The following is a 14,790-nucleotide window of genomic DNA, read 5'->3' on the forward strand; positions in this document are numbered from 1 at the left end:
TAAAAAGATATAAAATAAAAAGGGGAGGATAAAAAGGTTAGTAGAATTAATCGAGTAAGATTATCATAACAATAAAAAATTTAAATATAATTTGGACGGTTACTATTTGAATTTTAAATACTATGTTAATCAAGCCTTACCAAATACTTTACTATACCAGACAGATCATTTTCCTTTTATATGAAACCGCTTTAATTAAAGGACTGGACATACTTCAATTAAATTGCGACTTTATCAAAATTTTATATACAAATTAAGGAGCGTTAACCATGAAAACAGTAAAGAACTTTTTATACGCACTATCAGTATTCTTATTATTATTCATAAGTGGTCCACCTGCTTACGCAGCTACGGCTAAATTTTATGAATATTCTGGCACCGATTTAATCAAACAAGATTACTACGATATCAAACAAAAGAAAGCATTCAAATATAACCTCAACGGAAAACAAGCTTATAATTCTGCTGCTTTTGTACCTGATCGTAATAACCTTGTTGGTTATAGTTGGTCTGATAAAAATAATATTACTTATACTACAGACGGTACATCGCGTCAAACCACACTTACAGATGACGCTGCACAACGAATCAACAGCATGAATATCGTTAGATTAGTACCTTCCACAAGTAATCCTGATATTACCGTACATTACGTCAGTCAAGAAAAGATCAACAGCTTTAACAGCGATCCTAATCATGATCCACACATTATGGCTTTAGGCTTAACAGTATATGGAAATGTCTGGCTGACAGCTAATAAATATGCACCTAAAACTTTTATCCACGTTAATGTCTACGTTAATAAAGAAGAAAACAACTTAAATTACAGTTTAAACAATCGAGTTAAATGGCGTTTAGATTATCGTAATGAAGCAATTCTCATTCATGAATTTGGACATGCTTTAGGCTTAGATCACAGTAGTACTTCATCAAATTTAATGTCTGCAAGTAATTCTCAATTTAGTGAGAACGCCATGAAAAACCATACTCAAATTTTAGATCAAGATTTCTACAATCGGCTTAGAACACTTTATACGGGAAATTAATTAAAACGCTAATTAACAAAACTTTGATAAAATAGTAGCTTTACCAGCTCTTGGAAAGATGCTATTTTATTTTGCCTAATTATACTTCTTCAATAAAAAATAGCTTAATAATTACAAATTAGTAACTAACAGAAAACAAAACATTCGTTATATTACTGCTACTTACAGCACTTTCATAATCATTACAATTACTATATAACAAAAAATATTCGAATGCAAGTAACTTTTTAAAATTACTCACTATTTATTTACTATTTTAATCTTATCATTTACGCGAATATATATACGTAAATAAATGCCGGTGCAGCAACACTTTGCCCAATTAAGTATCCTTTTTTGCGTATTTTGATATACATGAATATTGAAATTGCTTACATTTATTAAATAACAATTGCGTCTATTTATTCAAATTATATTTTACATAAAAATAGATATTACTTTTTTACATATTTAATTAAGCCTTAGAAAGCTAGTATTATCAAGAAAAAAGACCATCTAACTTGATGGTCTTTTTTCTTGAAATTAAATAAATTATTATTGAGCAAGCCGCCTTTTAGCTAGTAACAGCATTACTAGGCAGTAAATAATCATTAGCGCTGTTACGATGCCTGTAACTACCAAACTAACATTAGTAACTGGTCCATTATGTAAAAAATCAGCATTTCAGTAATAACTAATATTTCACATAATGATCTTGAACAAGGATTAAAAACTAAAACTCATTTTTTCAGACCACTTTATATCACTTTATAGATTAGAAGTATCAGCACAAGGATTTATCTTAAACAAATTGATTAGTAAATAGTCTTAGCCCTAGTAAAAGCACAAAAACTAATGCACGCTGCTCATTAAGCGAACACCGATAATTAGGCAAAAACAATAAAATTAGCCAAATACAAATCATTACCGCTAACATGATTATTGATCTAGTTATGCTGCCACTAAAAGCAATAACATGCACTAAAACAAATATTAAAAAATACTGCCAAATATAAGGTATAACATTAATAATCAAATTCTTTAAATTTGGTTGTCGTACCATCACTAAATCACTAATTGAATCAAAATTACTCCGTGGCAACCAGATAGATAAACAATCAAAAAATAAGATATTAGCTGATAATAATGAGAAGACAAATGGTTTACCTAACCAAGCAAAATTAAGTTGCCATAGTTTCTTAGTCGATAAATATAACGTCCAATTCTCACGTGCCAAAATAATCAATAAACTCGTCGCAGCCGCATAAATATAAAAGGCAAATTTTTTATTCATTAATAATTACACCATTTTTCAATTTTAAGTATCGATCATATTTAATCTCCGGAATTTGATCGTGACTAGCAACAATTACCGTTTTATTTTCTTGCTTCAGCTTTGCCAACAAAGTTATAAATTGCCCAATACTATCTTGGTCTATCCCTCTGGTTGGCTCATCAAGCAAAATAATATTTTGTCCCTCCATTACTGCTTGAATAATTCCTACTTTTTGTCGCATACCAACAGAATATCTAGCAATTGCCTGTTTATCATCAGGATCAAGTTCAAAATATTGAAGCAATGCCCTAACTTTTTCTTCATTGAAGCGATGATTCAAATTAGCTAAAAAATGTAAGTTAGTCATTGCGGATTCATATTCCAAAAATTCCGGATTTTCAATCAATGCACCAATTAAATCATCCTTACCAATTGTGACTTTGCCTCCAGCGGCCTTTAGTAGCCCTGTTACAATTTTAAAAATTGTCGATTTTCCTGAACCATTGATCCCTGAAATATGTACCAATTCACCAGCTTCAGCTGTCATTGTTACATCTTGCAAAACCTGCTTATTCTTAAAAGATTTCTTAATGTGAGTCAATTGCAACATAATAATTCTCCCTTTTAATATCCGCCATAAATATGATGTACTGCCCGATATAGCGGATCGTATAAAGGACTATACTTAATCAAAATTTGTTTTTCAAAGTAATAATGATATGTTACTTCTAAAATAAGAACAATGAATAGCAAAAAATATGGATGCTTTGAATTATAAGCACCAACTAAGAGCCAAGCTAAAAATAGTAATACGCCAACATGTAATAGTATTATTGCAGTACCCAAGATAGGACTACCATTACGAAATAATGGAAAACCAGTAAATAAGTACGGGACAATCAAACCTAAGCAGAATACTAGACTATACATTGTTACTAATACCAGTAACCTCTTAGTCATCTGATTAGTTTGTCCGCGAACACCAATCAATAAGTATATATTACGAAAACGTAAAACTTGAGTGTACATTAGTACTAAAACTATTGGCTGAACATAAAGTGATATTAAATTAGAATCGAGATAGGCATTTGTCAATTCCATAGTTTCAGGTGGATTAGTAGTAATCAAATATTCGCCACTCCATAAGCCTAGCAACACTGTTATTACTCCAATTACCCATAAGCATTGATTTACTTTTTTAACGGACATTATTAACCCTTACGTCTCTTTCTTCGATACCAAAAATTAATTAATAATAGTGACACTGTTAAATAAATTAAACTTGCTAGCACAAACGCCACAAGTGAATTTACTGGTGGTCTTTGACCCATAAAGGTAGACTGACCCGGAGCAACTAAAGTATACAGAAACCAGGAAAATACAAATGTTCGCCAAACAATATTATTCATATTACCTAAGACAGGTAATAAAATTAGAATTAATCCTAAAATTGGTCCCACACCAATATATAGAGCATTTTTTTGCACAAATAAACCGACACTAAAAACTAAAATAGCGAAAATACCCCAACCAATAGCAGCAGGCATTATGAACACAATAATTTCTGTTAAATCATTAGTCGTAAAATAGCCCGGTCTCATTCCTTCACTTAATCCAATATCATGAAAATTATAAACGAAAGGAAAATAAAACAAATTTATCAAAAGCATTTCATACAGGTTGGTTATTATTGATAAACTCATACCACATAAGAAAGTATTAAAAGTTGCTTTTTTTAAGAACTGTCTGTAGCCAATACGTTGTTGAATATTGGAAAACATATTACTATTCTTTAAGTAAATAAATAGCCCAGCTACCAGAGTAGATACTAAAACCATTCTAACAATATCTATTTCAATTTTGTCATTCCATCCACCAATTTGTAGATCGAAAAATAGTGCTACAGAAATATTACCTTTCGAACTAAGTACTCCTTGATTCTCCTTAATACCAGTAAATATTTGCCAAGTTAATAATATTAAATAAGTTATTATAAGCATAATAATTATTCTTTTAGTTTTTTTTAGCATTATCTTTCCCTTATCTAAATTTCAAATATTAAAAAGGGAGGAACTATAATTCCTCCCTTTTTAAATTACTTATGATCCGAACTAAAGTGAAGTTTAACGTAACTACTGTTGGGCTCATTAGGAGTTGAACGAACATCTGCATAATATGCATAATTTACCGTTCCAGTATTATCACGTCCATACGTAGTTACATCCTTCCATAACTGAGTAGTAGATGATCTTGGAGTAGCATTACTATTAATTAATTTTACAAGATAGCCATTCCAATTAGGCACTACATCACCATTGAAAGACGCATCGTTTGAATTAGTTCTCTTAACATTTGATGAGCCATAAGAGCTCCAATTACCACGTGCACTGACAGTCTCGTGACTAACAGTCCATGATGGTCCCTTAGCTGCACTAACAACCGTAGTACCACTTAGTGCCAAAATAGTTCCAGCTGCTAATATTGACTTGCCCCAAAAATGATTCTTTAATGATAACATAATTTTGTACCTCCTTATTATTTTTAATTAATTTTCTTTGAACAAAACCATAAAAGTTTTTCCCATAAATAGTTCATAATTACTTCTTTCAACTTAAACATAATATACACACTAGAACATAAATTATAAGAGCTCTTTATCAAATGTTTTTATAATTATAATAGCTTTTCCTAAAGAAAATTTCTGTGCGTTTTACGCACAAATAATTTTTTATTGCAAATTTATTTACCTATAATGTAAAATTTAATCAAAGAGGTGCTTCAAATGTCAGACTTTGGTCAAACAATCCATCAACTACGTGTTTCTCGTTCTATTAGTCAAGAGGAATTAGCTACAGGAATTTTTAATCGTAGTCGTTTATCAAGGATAGAAAGTGGCAATTCCTATCCTTCTCAACAAGTTGCCTGTCAATTAATTTCTCGTTTAAGTCTTACACCTAAAGAATTCGAATATATCCAACATGATTATTCAGCTTCAAAAAAAGATCAAATTTTATATCAATTTTTCAATATTGAACTTAATACTGAAACTAACAAAATCAATTCACTTATTAAACAATGTTCAAGTATTAAAAACGATAATGATATTAAGCGCATTAAAAGAATCTTACAAGGTCAATTATTACTAAACACTTCTGACGGCTTAAGACAAGCTAAAAAGTTAGTTCAACCTATTTGGTATAACTATTTAATCAACATTAAAGCATTAACAATTATTGACCTTGCATTGTTAAATATGATTGCCTATGCCTTCGATGACGAAACTAACCAACAGATTATTACTAAAATAATCAATACAATTGATAAGTGTTATCCATTTTTAACAAGCTTAAAATGTAATGTTTTAATTAATCAAGCTAATTTATTACTAGAACAGAACGACTTTAATTCAACTAAAACAGTACTAATTCAAGCTGCTGATTTAGCCCAAAATAACAGTCAGTATGATAAATTACTTCTTTGCAAGTCAGAATTAGCTATTTGCAATAAGGACCACAGCCGAGCAATTTATTATGCTGAGCTATTAAATGAAATTGGCGCACATGATCTAGCCCATCTATTAAAAATGCAAATTAAGCAATTCTCTTACCTGTTCAATTAATTCTCACCACACAAAAAAGCCGCTTGTTTGAGCGACTTTTTTAATTATTATTTATCTTAAAATTACATCATTCCAGGAGCGCCGGCACCAGCACCTGCGGCTGGATCAGCTGGCTTATCTTCAGGAATTTCTGCAACTACAGCTTCAGTAGTTAAGAGAAGCGCAGCAATTGAAGCAGCGTTTTGCAAAGCTGTCCGCGTAACCTTGGTTGGGTCAATAATACCTGATTCAACCATATTCTCCCAGTTACCATTAGCAGCATTGTAGCCGATTTCGTTGTCTTGCTTTTCAAGTTCGTTCAAGATAACTGAACCATCTTCACCAGCGTTTTCAGCAATTTGGCGAACTGGTGCACTCAAAGCACGTAAGACAATGTTGATACCAGTTTGTTCATCAGCAGTATCACCTTTAAGGTCTTTAACAGCTGATTCAACATCAACTAAGGCAGTACCACCACCGGCAACGTAACCTTCATCAACAGCAGCACGAGTCGAGTTCAAGGCGTCTTCAATCCGGTAGCGACGTTCCTTCAATTCAGTTTCAGTAGCAGCACCAACATGGATAACTGCAACACCACCAGTTAATTTAGCCAAGCGTTCTTGCAACTTCTTCTTATCGAAGTCAGAAGTAGTTTCATCGATTTGCTTTCTAATTGAATCTTCACGATCCTTGATTGCTTCATTAGAACCGGCACCATCAACAATTGTAGTTGAGTCCTTAGTAACTGTAATCCGGCGAGCTTGACCTAATTGGTCAATTGAAGTGTCCTTCAATTCAAGACCCAAGTCTTCAGTAATTACAGTACCACCAGTTAATGCGGCAATATCTTGTAATTGTTCCTTGCGGCTGTCACCAAAGCCAGGAGCCTTAACACCAACAACGTTGAAAGTACCACGAACCTTGTTCAAAACAAGTGTTGGCAATGCTTCACCATCAATATCGTCAGCAATGATTAACAATGACTTGCCTTGTTGCACAATTTCTTGCAACAATGGCAAAATGTCTTGAATGTTAGAAATCTTCTTGTCAGTAATCAAAACGTATGGATTATCAAGGTCAGCTTCCATCTTATCGTTGTCAGTTACCATATATTGTGACAAGTAACCGCGATCGAATTGCATCCCTTCAACAACTGATAATTCAGTTTCAATACCACGAGAATCTTCAATAGTAATTACACCATCGTTACCAACTTTTTCCATTGCGTCAGCAATTAAATTACCAACTTCTTTAGAAGCACTTGAGACAGCAGCAACTTGAGCAATTTGGTCTTTTGAAGAAACTGTATGGCTAATCTTGTGTAATTCATCAGTTACAGCCTTAGTAGCCTTTTCAATTCCGCGGCGAACACCAACCGGGTTAGCACCAGCAGTTACATTCTTCATTCCTTCACGAATAATTGCTTGAGTCAAAACAACGGCAGTGGTTGTACCGTCACCAGCAATATCGTTGGTCTTTTGTGCAGCTTCAGCAACTAACTTGGCACCCATATTTTCGTAATGGTCTTTCAATTCAATTGCCTTGGCAATTGTAACACCATCGTTAGTGATTTCTGGGTTGCCGTATGATTGCTCTAAAACAACATTGCGTCCCTTAGGACCAATCGTTGTCTTAACAGTATCAGCTAGCTTGTCAACACCCTTTAATAGGGAACGTCTTGCGTTTTCTGAAAATTTAATATCTTTTGCCATTTTCATTCGCTCCTTAATTACTTAACAACTGCTAAAATATCTTTTTCGTGAAGAACTAAGTATTCTTCGCCTTCATGCTTAACATTAGTGCCAGAGTACTTATCGTATAAAACGACGTCGCCCTTCTTAACAGTCATTGGAATCTTATCGCCAGTTTGGGTATAAGTACCCTCACCCACAGCAACAACTTCACCTTCAGTTGGCTTTTCTTTAGCATTTGATGCTAAGACAATGCCGCCAACAGATTTTTCTTCTTCTTCTTTAACTTTTACGATCACGCGATCACCGATTGGTTGTAACACGATTGCCTCCTAAAATTAAATTTCGATAATTTTTATTTACTTTATATCGGTTAGCACTCTTATTAGCTAAGTGCTAACTTACAAATATGATAATAACCTCTTTTGCCAAAAAATGCAAGAAAAATTAGCACTTTTTTGTTTAAAGTGCTAATTTTATTTTTTGCAAACTCTTAACCCGCATAACTTCGCATATAATTAAATATTTTTCAATTGATTTTTTGTTTTAAATTAAAACTGCTCACGTTAATTCAGCCACAACAAAACCCCTGAATTCAATTTCAGGGGTTCTTATTAACTAATATTATGAAAAAAATGCTACCAAATTATTACGCGCTTCTTAGGCGATAGCCACATACCATCAGTCTTCTTAACCTTAAAGACTTTATAGAAGTCCGGTTGGCACTGAACTTGGACATTAGCCCGTAAAGCATCAGGCGAGTGAACATCATTGGCAAGCCAGTATTGCGCCATTTCTGGACTTGCTTTTATCCGCCAAATTCGGGCGTAATTTTTAAAGAGTTCACGTAAACTAACATGATCTTTCTTAGCTGCAGCTATAGCTACGGATAATCCACCTTGATCGGCAATATTTTCCGATACTGTCAGCTTACCGCTAACCTTTTTACCGCCATACTTGATGCCGTCAAATAACTTAATTTCTGCATTAACACGCTTATTAAATGCTGCGCGATCTTTTTTAGTCCACCAATTATGCAGACTGCCATACTTATCAAACTTAGCACCATTATTGTCAAAGGCATGGGAGATTTCATGACCAATAACTGTACCAATGCCGCCTAGGTTAGCCGCCTCACTTTGCTTCTTACTATAAAATGGTGCTTGCAAGATAGCGGCAGGAATATTGATATCATTTAAGCTAGAATCATAAAAAGCATTAACTTCATCACCAGTAATGCCCCAGTCATCACGATCAACTGGTTCATCTAACTCTGAGACCATTTCTTTAGTGTCCTTGATATCCATTGCTTTTTGATTAGCATACAAACTGCCGCCTTGGCTTATCGGGACTACTTTTATATCATCATAAAAGTCGCTAACATCGCCTGGGTACCCGACCTTGACCTTCATTGCCCGTAACTTGGCAATTGCTTTTTGTCTGGTTGATTTGGACAGCCACTTATTTTTTTGCAAACGCTGTTCATAAATTTTTAAAATTTGCTCAACCATCTTGGTGACATCTTTTTTAGCAGCAGGACCAAAATAAGTTTCACCATAATATTCACCTATTAGGTCGTCATATTCACTATCTGTAATTAAAAAAGCTTGCTTTGCAGTTGAAGGCAATTCTTTTTGACCAGTTTCTGCTTGCGCAAATGGGGCGCTAGCGTCAATAAACTGCTGTGACAAATCCCCAGCAACGCTATTAATGAATTTAACAATCATCCAGCCCTTAATTTCAGCAAAGTTCTCTTTATTAAGTAACCCATTAGCATTATTCAGAAAGTCCGGATCCGTGACAATAATTTGGTCAGGTTCTTTGCCAATTGTTCCTTGTAAAAATCCAGCCATATCAAAATCGCTAAACTTTGCTTCAAAATCTTTAACACTCATTGGATGATAAGTACTAGTTATTTCAGCACTATCTTCAGCTGACTTAGTATTTTGAACTATCTTACTATCAAACTTAATTGCGTTTTCGGCATAAACAGTAGCTTTATCTTCCGGTACACCAGCTAATTTCAATAGGTTAATAGATTGCTTTTGATAAATATCAAGTAACTTTTTCGAATTGGGATCCTGATAGCTAGTGGCATCAGACAAAATCGTTCCCGCAGAGCCAAAGTAAAGGGCATTCTTGCGGGCATTTTTTAAATCAGGCTCGACATCCCAGCCAATCGGCAGCGGCATCGTTTCATTAAATAACTTTGCAGCTTTAGTATTAAAATCAGTAAAATCCTTAATGCCTTCCAGTTCTGCCAAATCCTTCTTAATTGGCTGCGCACCATCGCGATTACGTTGATCCATATCGCGAGCTTGCTTATAAAAATCAACGGCTTTGGCAAAATTAGGGATATTCGGCAGTGGCTTTTTGCCATTAGCAAAAGCTGCCATATCTTGACTTAATTCGGTATATACCTTAGTTGAAAGCTCGTTAACAGTACCAGTACTAACACCATCAGCCGGTATTTTAGCCTGCTTTAACCATTTAGAATTAACAGCTAAATACAGATTGTCTTGTGGACGCATACCAACTTTAGGTTTAAGTAAGTTGCCAATGCCCCCGCGTTTTCCTTTAACTTGCTTACTGCGGTGCGGCTTAGCTTTGCTCTTACTAGTAGCAGCTAAAACTGGCTGGCTAAGATAATTACTAGGATTAGTTAAAACCAGCGACCCACTCATTATAATAGCAGTAAGTATTGCTATTATTTTTGATTTTTTCTTCATTTATCTTACCTCATGTACAAGTAACTTGATTATTTAAGTTTTATTATAACAATATTTTACTGTCAAAAATATATTTTTTTGTACAAAGATATTCTTCATTGTAGCTTTAATTTAATTAACTGTTTGGTACACATAATGTAAATAGAAATCATCATTGCACCACCAGCTATTACAAAAATCAAGTGGGCATCCACCTTGACCAAAAAGCCGCTAACTACTGACATTATTGGTCCCATCATTCTTGTTAAAGTTGTTGATGCCGATGTTACCATCCCGCGATACTCTTTTTTAGTTAGTGCCTGCACAATTGTAAAAAAGTTAGCCTGTGACCACACACTACCGACTGATACTAGAACATAGCCGGCAGTCACTAGCCAAAATGAATGCAGTCCTAACATGACACTAAAGCCAACTAAAATAACTAAACCGCTGATTAGCAGTTGCCAGCCAACTGTAAATCTTTGATTAAAATGCAAATAAATAAAATTTGCGGCAATCCCAGCAATTGAAGCTGCTGTATAAAAAATACTAATCTGAGTAACTGACACTTTCAGCGTTTGCTTTAAAATAAACGTTAACATTGGCACCACAACTTGAAAACCTAAATTAGCTGCCAAAAAGCCAATAATTAACCATTTCAAGTAACTGTCATGCCAAATAAATTTCAATCCCGCAATAGTTTTATGAGCAATATTTTTCCTTGTGGCTATCAACTTTTCTTCTGGCAGATCCTTAATCGTTAGTGCTAAATATGCAAAACTAATGCTATCCAATAAAAAGCCAGTAAAATAACCGACCAGGTTAATTATCAGGGATGCAATTCCTGGACCAAACATGCGCTGAACTGAAGAAATCAGCCCAACACTCCCCGATACCTGTGCCAACTCTTGCGGCGCCAGATTTTGGGCAATCATCGTCTGATAGCCGACCCAAGATAGTAAGTCAAAAAAGCCAAAGACAAAAATTATTAGCAAAATGCTCCACAAAGGTAAGTGATTGTTAATCATTATTGGTACAAATAGTGCCAGAATCATTTGCATTAATAACGCAGTTAGCATTACGTGCTTTTTATGATAAGTATCAAAAAGTGACCCAATTACCAAACCAAATAACGCAGTTGGTAAATATTCCATCGCGCTGAAGAGCCCCATTGTTACTGATGAATGATTAATTGTCAGCATTAACAATGGCACCGCAAACGTATAAAACTGGTCACCAAATCCCGATACTGCATAGCCTAACAATAGTTTTCGGTTATTATTAAAATTTTTATTCTTCATTTCCTCGATTATCCATAAAAGCTGTATTATTTTTTAACAAAACAATACAGCTTTTACTTCTGCATCGATTACACTTGCAGTTTCGATTGTAACCACCTCTACTTTCTTACCTAATCAAAACAAAAAGCCATTTACACAAGTGTAAATGACCTTAAGCTAAATATTCTTTTCATTATCCTTGTCGGCATCAAGGAAATAGATTAACGTTTGCAATTCAGTTGCCAAATCAACATTCTGAATCCGAATTCCAGTCGGAGCAGACAAGCGAATTGGCGTGAAATTCATTATTCCCTTAATTCCTGATTCGATCATTTCATCAGCTGTTGCCTGTGCAGTTTCAGCTGGAACCGTCAAAATTGCAATCGAAATCTGTTGATCGCTCAATTGCTTCTTCAATTCGCTCATGCTGTAAACTGGCACACCACTTAAAATTTTGCCAGTAATTTCTTCTTTAATATCAAATGCACAAGAAATACGAATGTTGTTGCTTCTCTTAAAGTTGTAATTAAGCAAGGCATGCCCTAAATTACCAACACCAACCAAGGCAACATTAGTCAACGTATCTTGATTCAAAATCTTTTTAAAAAATGACAAGAGACTCTTAACATCATAGCCGTAGCCACGCTTGCCCAGTGCGCCAAAGTAAGAAAAATCACGTCTAATTGAAGCACTATCAACCTGGACTGCTTCCGATAATTCGGTTGAAGAAACTTTTTCTTTACCACTTTCATTTAAAATAATTAGATAGCGATAGTAAAGTGGTAATCTCTTTGCTGTCGCCGTCGGAATTTTTATCTTTTCCATTTTCAAACGGCCCCCAACTTTTATTTGTGAATAAAGCACTAATCAATCTTATTTTACTCGTAAAATTACGTTCAATGCAAATATTTTTTCACAATCTTTTAAATTCTATCATAGAAAAGCCTTATAACTAGTAAATATAGACCCAGATTATCCAAGTAAATAACTTAACATGACCACTTAACAGATTAATCTTTCCTCTTATCGCGTTATTGTAACCACTTACCTTAATTTGACTGACAAAAATACCTATTCCTGCTTAAAATTGCCATAAACAAATGAATAGGAGTTAACAATGTTACTTGAAACACAAAAACTAATCCAGCATAATTCGCAACTCAAATAATTTTCTTTTTTCTTACCTATAAAGATACACCGGAATTTCGGCTCTTATGCTAAAATGGTTTCTAGGTGAAAAATATGATAATTGCACAAGGGCACGATTTAGAAAAACAATTCGGTGCCAATATTCTATTTAAAAACGTTAACTTTTCAATTGACGCAAACGCGCGGATCGGACTTGTCGGAGCAAACGGTGTCGGCAAGACGACGCTGCTTAAAATTATGACCGGTGAAGAAGACGCAACCCATGGTGAATTTACAATCAACAAGGGCATTACCGTCGGCTACATCGCCCAGGAAAATAGTCTTAACGAAAATAAAACTATCTGGAATGAGATGCTGGATGTTTTTGCCCCATTAATTAAAATGGGTGAAAATATCCAAACAATGCAGGAGCAGATTGCCAATCATCCCGAAGATGAAACTTTGCTCAAGCAATACGATCAAATGCAATTTAACTTTGAACAGCAAGGCGGCTACACGTACCAATCCGATATCAAAAGCATCCTGAACGGCTTTAAATTTCCCGCAGACACGTGGACTAAGGTAATTGGCAGTCTTTCTGGCGGTGAAAAAACTCGCCTCGCCTTTGTTAAATTGCTGCTGCAAAAGCCGCCACTATTACTGCTTGATGAACCAACTAACTACCTTGATTTAGATACATTGGACTGGCTGGAAAACTTCCTTAAAGGTTATTCTGGCGCTATTTTGGTAGTTTCTCACGACCAGTACTTTTTGGATCATTTGGCTAACCAAATTTTTGAATTACAATTTGGTAAACTGACTGCCTTCAAAGGTAACTACTCTGATTATGTTGCCCAAAGAGAACTGCGTGATCGTCAGCAAGAAGAAGCCTACGAAAAGCAACAGGATAAAATCAAAAAAGATGAGGAATTTATTCAAAAGAACATTGTTCGCGCTACCACTACTAAAAGGGCACAAAGTCGGCGCAAGCAACTGGAAAAAATCGAACGGATTAAGCCACCTAAACATAAAAACAAGGTTCGCATTACCTTCAAAAGTGAGCGACCATCTGGGAAAGAAGTTTTAATCTTCAATCACTTGTCAATCGGTTATCCAACTAAAACCATGGTGCAAGATGTTTCTTTTCAGGTTAATAAAGGCGACCGCGTTGCGGTTATTGGACCTAACGGGATTGGCAAGTCCACGCTTTTAAAAACCATCATGAAGGACTTAACCCCTAAAGAAGGGTCAATCAAGTACGGCGCTTCGCTTGATATTGGCTATTATGACCAAGAATTGCAACAACTTGATCCTGGCAAAACCGTGCTTGATACCATTTGGGATCGCCATAAAACGATGCCTGAACGTGACGTGCGCTCAATCTTGGCTAGTTTCTTATTCACTGCCAAAGACATTGACAAGACTGTCGGTCAATTATCCGGCGGTCAGAAAGCCCGCTTGACCTTAACTGTTTTATCACTTGAGCATAACAACTTCTTGTTAATGGACGAGCCGACCAACCACTTGGATATTGAAGCTAAGGAAGTGCTCGAGCAAGCTCTGCAAAAGTTCGATGGCACATTGCTGTTTGTCTCCCATGATCGGTACTTTATCAACCAGCTGGCTAATAAGATTGTTGCCGTCAAAGATGGTCATGCCAAAACTTACGAAGGTAACTATTCATACTACTTAGATGAACAAGCTAAACAAACTGCTGCTAGTGCCGCAACTCCTGCTGGTCAAGATGCACCCGTAGAAACAACAGCTGCAAATTCTACCAAGCTGTCTTATCAAGAACAAAAGCAGCGCGACTCACAAAAACGTAAGTTGCAACGCCAAGTAGAAGATGTTGAAGCTCAAATTGAAGAATTGGAACAAAAGCAGCAAGAAATTCAAGCACAGATGGCTAACCCCGATATTGCTTCTGACTTTGGTAAATTGGGACCCTTGCAAGAGGACCTAACTGCCGTACAAACTGAATTGGACAAAGCCAATGAAGCTTGGGAACAAGCATTAACTGAATTAGAAAATTTTGAATAAAAAAAGACGAGGAAGTTACTTACTTCCTCGTCTTTTTAGTTTAA

General features: G+C 35.2%; 13 protein-coding genes. 3 read left to right on the forward strand and 10 right to left on the reverse strand.

Annotated features, from left to right (window positions below):
• Positions 1 to 269: 269 nt before the first annotated feature.
• Positions 270 to 1,046, forward strand: a complete 777-nt coding sequence (locus PT281_RS07560; protein ID WP_277153443.1) for a matrixin family metalloprotease — start codon at positions 270 to 272, stop codon at positions 1,044 to 1,046.
• A 781-nt stretch (positions 1,047 to 1,827) separates the two neighbouring features.
• Here the strand turns inward: PT281_RS07560 and PT281_RS07565 are convergent.
• The 5 genes from PT281_RS07565 to PT281_RS07585 form a co-directional block, all read right to left on the reverse strand.
• Positions 1,828 to 2,319 (reverse strand): hypothetical protein, encoded by a 492-nt coding sequence (locus tag PT281_RS07565; RefSeq protein ID WP_277153445.1) that lies wholly within the window; start codon positions 2,317 to 2,319, stop codon positions 1,828 to 1,830.
• The gene (locus PT281_RS07570; RefSeq protein ID WP_277153447.1) at positions 2,312 to 2,911 is read right to left on the reverse strand and encodes an ABC transporter ATP-binding protein; all 600 of its coding nucleotides are present in this window, start codon (positions 2,909 to 2,911) and stop codon (positions 2,312 to 2,314) included. The genes PT281_RS07565 and PT281_RS07570 overlap by 8 nt, the downstream gene beginning before the upstream one ends.
• Before the next feature lie 14 nt (positions 2,912 to 2,925).
• Positions 2,926 to 3,402 carry a hypothetical protein gene (locus PT281_RS07575; protein ID WP_277153449.1) on the reverse strand — a complete coding sequence of 159 codons (477 nt, stop codon included), beginning with the start codon at positions 3,400 to 3,402 and terminating at the stop codon, positions 2,926 to 2,928.
• 110 nt (positions 3,403 to 3,512) lie between these two features.
• A complete protein-coding gene (locus tag PT281_RS07580; protein WP_277153451.1) occupies positions 3,513 to 4,331 on the reverse strand; it encodes a hypothetical protein in 819 nt (272 codons plus the stop codon).
• Between the two features lie 65 nt (positions 4,332 to 4,396).
• Positions 4,397 to 4,819: a choline-binding protein gene (locus tag PT281_RS07585; protein ID WP_277153453.1), complete on the reverse strand. Its 423-nt coding sequence runs from the start codon at positions 4,817 to 4,819 to the stop codon at positions 4,397 to 4,399.
• A gap of 264 nt (positions 4,820 to 5,083) precedes the next feature.
• Between PT281_RS07585 and PT281_RS07590 the strand changes: the two genes are divergently transcribed.
• Positions 5,084 to 5,920 carry a helix-turn-helix transcriptional regulator gene (locus PT281_RS07590; protein WP_277153455.1) on the forward strand — a complete coding sequence of 279 codons (837 nt, stop codon included), beginning with the start codon at positions 5,084 to 5,086 and terminating at the stop codon, positions 5,918 to 5,920.
• A 62-nt stretch (positions 5,921 to 5,982) separates the two neighbouring features.
• Here the strand turns inward: PT281_RS07590 and groL are convergent, their stop codons facing one another.
• From groL to PT281_RS07615, 5 genes are all read right to left on the reverse strand, one after another.
• Positions 5,983 to 7,611: a chaperonin GroEL gene (gene groL / locus PT281_RS07595; RefSeq protein WP_277153457.1), complete on the reverse strand. Its 1,629-nt coding sequence runs from the start codon at positions 7,609 to 7,611 to the stop codon at positions 5,983 to 5,985.
• A 17-nt stretch (positions 7,612 to 7,628) separates the two neighbouring features.
• Entirely contained in the window at positions 7,629 to 7,913 is a 285-nt protein-coding gene (groES, locus tag PT281_RS07600; RefSeq protein ID WP_277130681.1) for a co-chaperone GroES, read from the reverse strand.
• Positions 7,914 to 8,228: 315 nt separating this feature from the next.
• On the reverse strand, positions 8,229 to 10,121 hold the full coding sequence (locus PT281_RS07605) for a M13 family metallopeptidase (protein WP_277153502.1): 1,893 nt from the start codon (positions 10,119 to 10,121) through the stop codon (positions 8,229 to 8,231).
• 293 nt (positions 10,122 to 10,414) lie between these two features.
• Positions 10,415 to 11,599, reverse strand: a complete 1,185-nt coding sequence (locus PT281_RS07610) for an MFS transporter (protein ID WP_277153459.1) — start codon at positions 11,597 to 11,599, stop codon at positions 10,415 to 10,417.
• Positions 11,600 to 11,755: 156 nt separating this feature from the next.
• On the reverse strand, positions 11,756 to 12,403 hold the full coding sequence (locus PT281_RS07615; protein ID WP_277130679.1) for a redox-sensing transcriptional repressor Rex: 648 nt from the start codon (positions 12,401 to 12,403) through the stop codon (positions 11,756 to 11,758).
• 417 nt (positions 12,404 to 12,820) lie between these two features.
• Here PT281_RS07615 and PT281_RS07620 point away from each other — a divergent pair, with 417 nt between their 5' ends.
• Positions 12,821 to 14,746, forward strand: coding sequence for an ABC-F family ATP-binding cassette domain-containing protein (locus PT281_RS07620; RefSeq protein WP_277153461.1), 1,926 nt, complete (start codon positions 12,821 to 12,823; stop codon positions 14,744 to 14,746).
• Positions 14,747 to 14,790: the final 44 nt, after the last annotated feature.

Origin of the sequence: Lactobacillus sp. ESL0701, from assembly GCF_029433445.1 — a bacterium.
Classification (GTDB): domain Bacteria; phylum Bacillota; class Bacilli; order Lactobacillales; family Lactobacillaceae; genus Lactobacillus.

Excerpts from the sequence above, each read along its gene's own strand:
- PT281_RS07565 (WP_277153445.1), bottom strand. The coding sequence starts at position 2,319 with ATGAATAAAAAATTTGCCTTTTATATTTATGCGGCTGCGACGAGTTTA.
- groL (WP_277153457.1), bottom strand. The coding sequence starts at position 7,611 with ATGGCAAAAGATATTAAATTTTCAGAAAACGCAAGACGTTCCCTATTA.
- PT281_RS07590 (WP_277153455.1), top strand. The coding sequence starts at position 5,084 with ATGTCAGACTTTGGTCAAACAATCCATCAACTACGTGTTTCTCGTTCT.
- PT281_RS07580 (WP_277153451.1), bottom strand. The coding sequence starts at position 4,331 with ATGCTAAAAAAAACTAAAAGAATAATTATTATGCTTATAATAACTTAT.
- PT281_RS07615 (WP_277130679.1), bottom strand. The coding sequence starts at position 12,403 with ATGGAAAAGATAAAAATTCCGACGGCGACAGCAAAGAGATTACCACTT.
- PT281_RS07605 (WP_277153502.1), bottom strand. The coding sequence starts at position 10,121 with ATGCGTCCACAAGACAATCTGTATTTAGCTGTTAATTCTAAATGGTTA.
- PT281_RS07570 (WP_277153447.1), bottom strand. The coding sequence starts at position 2,911 with ATGTTGCAATTGACTCACATTAAGAAATCTTTTAAGAATAAGCAGGTT.
- PT281_RS07585 (WP_277153453.1), bottom strand. The coding sequence starts at position 4,819 with ATGTTATCATTAAAGAATCATTTTTGGGGCAAGTCAATATTAGCAGCT.
- PT281_RS07620 (WP_277153461.1), top strand. The coding sequence starts at position 12,821 with ATGATAATTGCACAAGGGCACGATTTAGAAAAACAATTCGGTGCCAAT.
- PT281_RS07560 (WP_277153443.1), top strand. The coding sequence starts at position 270 with ATGAAAACAGTAAAGAACTTTTTATACGCACTATCAGTATTCTTATTA.
- PT281_RS07610 (WP_277153459.1), bottom strand. The coding sequence starts at position 11,599 with ATGAAGAATAAAAATTTTAATAATAACCGAAAACTATTGTTAGGCTAT.
- PT281_RS07575 (WP_277153449.1), bottom strand. The coding sequence starts at position 3,402 with ATGGAATTGACAAATGCCTATCTCGATTCTAATTTAATATCACTTTAT.